Origin of the sequence: Nostoc sp. PCC 9305 (assembly GCF_963920915.1) — a bacterium.
In the GTDB taxonomy this organism is placed as follows: Bacteria; Cyanobacteriota; Cyanobacteriia; order Cyanobacteriales; family Nostocaceae; genus Nostoc.
This window is the reverse complement of record NZ_CAWUDN010000203.1, coordinates 1-5,359: the sequence shown is the minus strand read 5'-3', so window position 1 is coordinate 5,359 and position 5,359 is coordinate 1. Positions and strand designations below refer to the sequence as shown.

Sequence of the window (5,359 nt, the reverse complement as noted above, 5' to 3'; positions counted from 1 at the left end):
CAATACGATTATTCCTTTGGGAAAAAAGCTAACAGCATCAAGGATGGCGATCGTTGCTTTTAATGTCTTTGGCGTACCAGGAAAGTGGGACATAAAAATATTCCTAATTTTTTTGTGTTTTCTGGTACTAATTTGGGGAATTGCATAGATTAATGTAAACAATAAGATTGGCGATCGCAGTCTAAATAGGAGTACAATACGCTGCATATCTACTAAGCTTTGTCAAGTTGCTTTGGCTCTAAAATTAGTAGTCATAAAGGTTCCTGTGCCGGAATATTGGAGAGTAGTGTCTGGTTCTGGTGGTATTGGTGGTATTGTTGGTTGGGTAGCTGGAACCATTACCTGAAATTTTGCTTTGAATGTATTACCTTTGAGCAATACTGCTTTTCCCTTAGATTTAACTTTTTTGGATTTTTGATTAGCGGCTAAGGATTGAATAGAAAGTATTCCCATACCTGGGATGACAAAGGGCGGACTTGTGTAAGGACAACCAGGAACAATGACTTTTTTCTCGTCGCCATCGATACAAATAGTCTTTTTGTTAACTGTAGCTCTTCCAGTACCAGTTAAGAACCCAGGACGTACTACAACTATTGCTTTGCTAAAGATGGGGTTGAATATGGCTTGATCGCCTGTGATGAGAATAAAGTCTAACATGGGTTTTTGGTGAGAAAATAAAAGTCTTTGTAGAATCTGTTACGCACTTTATAGAACTACTGCGATCGCCCTATTCCTCTGGCGTGACTCTCAATCAGTGCTATGATTAGCATAAATTTCTAACTTTATGAATGCACGTAATCAGCAAAGTTAAATTGCGGTAATTCTAGTTTCAACACGCTGATTATAAAGATGCTCTTAATAATTAGTACAAGTTTGGATCTATTGCAAACTGGTCTAATTTAGTGGATGTTCAGAAAAGATATCCGAAGGCAGAAGCAGTTGGTAACTTTACAGTCTTTAACATCAAAGGTAATAACTATCGTTTGATTGTAGACATTAGATACTCCAGCCAGACAGTTTTTATTAAATACGTTCTTACCCATCCTGAATACGATAAAGAAAGGTGGAAAGATGACCCCTACTTCTAGTCAACAAACCTACACTGAGTTACTGATCCAGTATCAGCCTAAGCCGATTAAAACAGAACAGGAGTATAACAGAGCCTTAACAGTAGTAGAGGGGATGATGTCTGGTGAGTTGACAGAGGCTGAAACTGCGCTTTTTGAATTGTTAGTTCTTCTGATTGAAAATTATGAGTCATGTCATTATCCTATGGGTGAATCAAAACCTGTGGCTACTTTGGAATCCCTGATGCATGAATTTGATGTGGAGCTAACTTCTTTAGTCGGGGTTTTTGGCTCTGTTGATATTGTTAGGGAAGTAGTTAATGGTGAACGGAAAATTAGTCAATCTGAAGCTGAGTCTCTGGCCAAGTTTTTTAATGAGCATTATTCTGGACTTTCCCTCACATCTGTTGACTTTTAAACTTTTAAGAATGTCGTTACTAGATTGGGCGATCGCTTTGAGGTGAGGTTGAACCAGCAAATAATGGCGCGATCGCACATTCATCAACTTTCATATATGAGCGATCGCTTTGAGGTCAGGTTAAACCAGCAAACAATGGGGCGATCGCACGCTCATCAACCTTCATACATGGGCGATCGCTTTGAGGTCAGGTTGAACTAGCAAATAATGGCGCGATCGCACGTTCATCAACCTTTATACATGAGCGATCGCTTGACTTTTAAGACTGTCGCTTCAAGATTAGTGATCGCACTGTTGATAAAACAGTCGCACTTCATAAGTTGACAGAAGCACTCTTCAGTGTCCGATTTTCGTTATGAGACTCCGAATCGGTTCTCCGTCGCTGCTGGTCGTTCATCACCCGATACAACAATATGACCAGTTGCTCTAAGCGCTTCGACTGCCGCTTGCGATGCATCAAGAACTTGGTGGTGCGTATAACCTTGTCTTCTTGGAGAATACAAACCACGGCAAATAATTGTCAGCTTGAATTGGTACTGGTTTTGATGATTGTCGGTCAAACCTTGCGTGACAAGTCGGATGAGTTCTTCTGTGCATCCGACAACTGGCTTATCAGAGGTGATAGGAAGAAAACCGCCTCCAGGAGCCGGACGTTGAATTGTAGTGCAGGGACTCTTCGTAAGATTTAAGATAATATGATTGCGATGCCCACCAGGTTGAAACATTCCTAAATTATTAGCGATGATTCTAAGTGAGACATCTTCAGCATGTTCCTTACCGTAAGTTGTTGATTGATTGGATTTTGCGTGTCCAAGGTCAAGAAATTCTCCACCTCCTGTTTCATACATTATAGAAGTCAATGTTAACTGTCCCGATTTCTGCCACTGTTCTTGCGTCATATTTGTGCTTTGGTCGAAACCATATGTATATGGCATCGTTTGCACGATAGGGATGCGCTGTATAGGCTTAATATCTGCATTACATAAGTGAATAGCTATATCTTTTTGATTAAAAGAATTTTTTTCTTGCAGAACTTTGCTACCCATTACATCCGCTTCTTTCTCTAATTCGGCATCATTATTTATAGCTTCTCCTTTCATCTGCATTGTCGGCTTTACCCGCCCCTGCTTTTGCTGCACCACATGCCATGCTTCATGGGGCAAGTGCTTTTCCTGCCCCTGTCCCACATAGATATCTGTACCCTGTGTGTACGCCAATGCCAGCAACTGGGCTGGTTTGGAGGAATTGTAGTGGACTTTTACATCATTCATCGATATGCCGGAGAGGTTTTTAATACCGACTTTTAGATTATCTGGCAATCCTGTTTTGTTTTCCTGATCCAAGCCAAATCCACCAATGTTCTCACCGAGTACCTCCGATTTTTCCTTTATTAACTCATCTCGATTAAATAAAGTCGCAAACTGGAGCGCCTCTTGCTTTGTTTCGTACTTTTCTTCTCCAAGAAAGAGCATCCGCTGTGCTACAATTCCAGATTTTGACTTATACTTTTTTTCCCATTTCTCTCCTTTTATCCCTACATCTTCACCTTTCCATATTTTCTCTACAGAATCATAGTCAATAGTGGTGTTCCAGAAGCCTTCCCTGCCTTGATTATGAGCATGTAATAGTTCTGCATCTAGCATATGATTGAGGATTTGATTAAGGAGATCGTTTTTTTGATCTGCTGTTATCTCACCTTTTTTTAATTGTTCGATTTTAGTATCAATGTTGTGATAAATATCAGAGATTTGTTCCATTTGACCTTCAGAGGTATAATTGGGATCGAAATCTGATTTAGCTGTAGAGTTACGATTTGGATCATCAGTGCGCTTTGCACCCTTTGGGCCCAATACAAGATTAGACCGCAGGCTAAGCAAAGCATACTGCCTACTAGTATCGCTTAATCCAGAATAACCTCCTACTCCAGATTGACGCTTAAATATATCACTAAAGAAATCTTTTTCGTATGGCGATAGATATTGATACAGATAATTTAGCTTATCCCGTGATAAAATATGATGTACAGTATCGGTCAAGCCCTTTTTTTTAAGTGCTTCATATTTGCCCAAGTTTTTTAATTCTTCACGCTCAGACAGAGTGAGATACTCAGCTAGTTCTTGATTATCAGAATATTCATCTATATCTGATATATTTCGTTGCCTTGCTTCCAAAATTGCCTTACCTCTAAGAGAGTTTGTTCGTTCTAAGTTTATTTCTTGTTTAAGAGAATCTGATTGCCATCGCTGTATTACCTTCTCACCCCTCTTATTTTGATGGAGTAAATCCGCTTCCTGTTTGTATTTATCTCCCAATGGCTCTATCATCCGCTTCGCCATAATCTGCTGTGGTTTCGTTGTGCTAATTGGCACTCCGCTAAAGTCTCTAAATAAAGTTGAATTACCCAATGGCAGTGCTTCTTTATATTCTGTTGATTGCACTCCTGCCTCTGAAACTGCCTCTGAAACAGAACGAAAGGTAGCACGCTGTAAAATTCCACTCTCTTGCGGTTTCTCACTTTTTTGCTGCTGATTAGTTTGGGCAATTCTTTTACTAGTCATGGTTTCATTCCTCGATATATTTCTTGTGCTATTTGTTGCCCCATTTGGGTAGAGTTAGTTCCAGGCTTTAGCTGAATTGCACCACCAGGCACTACCCCACCTGAGAGCAAGTTGTCTGGTAAACCTTTATTAGCCAGCAACTTCGCCAATTCACTCTCTACCTCTGCTTGCAACAACCGCGCTTGACTGGGAGAAATCGGCATCCCCTCTAAAATCAGCTTTTCAATATCAATATTGATATTCATACCCTTACCCCCGTAGATACTAAAACTCGAAAATCCGCTTCATTCACTGGTCGATCCAACTTGCGAAACTCAGCCCGCGCTGCCGCTAACAGCAACTGCATCGTTACAGGCGTACCAGCGCCAGCAGCTAGAAATGCTGCATTTAAAGCAATATTGTGGATACTGCCCCCCGTCATATTCAAACGTGCCAAGCGGTTAAAATCTAAATCCTGTGTTGGTATCTCTGGTGGAAACACTTTTTGCCACATCACCTGACGTTCAGCCACACCCGGAAAAGGAAAATTAACAATAAACCGCAAGCGACGCATAAAGGCATGATCTAACGAACTCTTGAGATTCGTTGCTAGAATAGCCAAACCGCGATAAGCCTCCAATCGCTGCAACAGGTAATTCACCTCAATATTGGCGTAGCGGTCATGGCTATCCTTCACCTCAGAACGTCTGCCAAATAAAGCATCTGCTTCATCAAAAAACAGAATCGCCCCGCCATCTTCCGCCGCATCAAACAAACGCCGCAGATTTTTCTCCGTTTCTCCAATATATTTGTTGACCACAGATGAAAGGTCAATGCGATAAAGATTTAGCTGTAAATCATTGGCTATCACCTCTGCCGCCATTGTCTTCCCTGTGCCGCTTTCTCCCGCAAATAAGGTACTGATCCCCATACCCCGATTCATGCGGTTGTGAAAACCCCATTCTTGATAAACTAGGCTGCGCTGCCGGATTTGGTCAGCAATTTGATGCAGCAAGTTTGTCTCTTCTGCTGGTAGGACAATATTATCCCAAGTTGCTTTCGGGTCGAGGCGTTGAGCTAAAGTATCTAACTGCGGACGAGTACTAGCAAGACAAGCCGACCAAAGCTTACCACGCAAGGTTTTTCTCCAAGCCGATTCGTTGAACCTCTCCCCCAACCCCTCTCCTTGTAGGAGAGGGGAGTCCTCTTCCTCCCCCCTTCCCTTGTAGGGAAGGGGGGCTGGGGGGGTTAGGTCTTCTTCCTGCGACGGCATTTCCCCCACCACCTGCTGGGCAATCTGCTCAATCTTGACTAAATTCAGGTTAAACTGAGTCGCC

The 5,359-nt window shown here is 41.9% G+C and carries 6 protein-coding genes and 1 pseudogene; 3 read left to right on the top strand and 4 right to left on the bottom strand.

Annotation, left to right across the window (positions count from 1 at the left end):
- Positions 1 to 222: 222 nt before the first annotated feature.
- Positions 223 to 657, bottom strand: coding sequence for a hypothetical protein (locus tag ACM0OX_RS34965; RefSeq protein WP_414519722.1), 435 nt, complete (start codon positions 655 to 657; stop codon positions 223 to 225).
- 131 nt (positions 658 to 788) lie between these two features.
- Between ACM0OX_RS34965 and ACM0OX_RS34960 the strand changes: the two are divergent.
- From ACM0OX_RS34960 to ACM0OX_RS34950, 3 genes and pseudogenes are all read left to right on the top strand, one after another.
- A pseudogene (locus tag ACM0OX_RS34960) lies at positions 789 to 1,088 on the top strand (type II toxin-antitoxin system HigB family toxin).
- Positions 1,072 to 1,485 (top strand): helix-turn-helix domain-containing protein, encoded by a 414-nt coding sequence (locus ACM0OX_RS34955; RefSeq protein ID WP_414519720.1) that lies wholly within the window; start codon positions 1,072 to 1,074, stop codon positions 1,483 to 1,485. The pseudogene ACM0OX_RS34960 and the gene ACM0OX_RS34955 overlap by 17 nt, the downstream one beginning before the upstream one ends.
- 48 nt (positions 1,486 to 1,533) lie before the next feature.
- The gene (locus tag ACM0OX_RS34950; RefSeq protein ID WP_414519718.1) at positions 1,534 to 1,686 is read left to right on the top strand and encodes a hypothetical protein; all 153 of its coding nucleotides are present in this window, start codon (positions 1,534 to 1,536) and stop codon (positions 1,684 to 1,686) included.
- 152 nt (positions 1,687 to 1,838) lie between these two features.
- Here the strand turns inward: ACM0OX_RS34950 and ACM0OX_RS34945 are convergent, their stop codons facing one another.
- From ACM0OX_RS34945 to ACM0OX_RS34935, 3 genes are all read right to left on the bottom strand, one after another.
- A complete protein-coding gene (locus ACM0OX_RS34945) occupies positions 1,839 to 4,043 on the bottom strand; it encodes an eCIS core domain-containing protein (protein WP_414519716.1) in 2,205 nt (734 codons plus the stop codon).
- The gene (locus ACM0OX_RS34940) at positions 4,040 to 4,288 is read right to left on the bottom strand and encodes a hypothetical protein (RefSeq protein WP_414519714.1); all 249 of its coding nucleotides are present in this window, start codon (positions 4,286 to 4,288) and stop codon (positions 4,040 to 4,042) included. Before ACM0OX_RS34940 ends, ACM0OX_RS34945 begins: the two co-directional genes overlap by 4 nt.
- Positions 4,285 to 5,359, bottom strand: a 1,075-nt coding sequence (locus tag ACM0OX_RS34935) for an ATP-binding protein (protein ID WP_414519712.1), incomplete at its 5' end; no start/stop codon positions are given. The genes ACM0OX_RS34935 and ACM0OX_RS34940, both read right to left, overlap by 4 nt.

Excerpts from the sequence above, each read along its gene's own strand:
- ACM0OX_RS34965 (WP_414519722.1), bottom strand. The coding sequence starts at position 657 with ATGTTAGACTTTATTCTCATCACAGGCGATCAAGCCATATTCAACCCC.
- ACM0OX_RS34955 (WP_414519720.1), top strand. The coding sequence starts at position 1,072 with ATGACCCCTACTTCTAGTCAACAAACCTACACTGAGTTACTGATCCAG.
- ACM0OX_RS34945 (WP_414519716.1), bottom strand. The coding sequence starts at position 4,043 with ATGACTAGTAAAAGAATTGCCCAAACTAATCAGCAGCAAAAAAGTGAG.
- ACM0OX_RS34940 (WP_414519714.1), bottom strand. The coding sequence starts at position 4,288 with ATGAATATCAATATTGATATTGAAAAGCTGATTTTAGAGGGGATGCCG.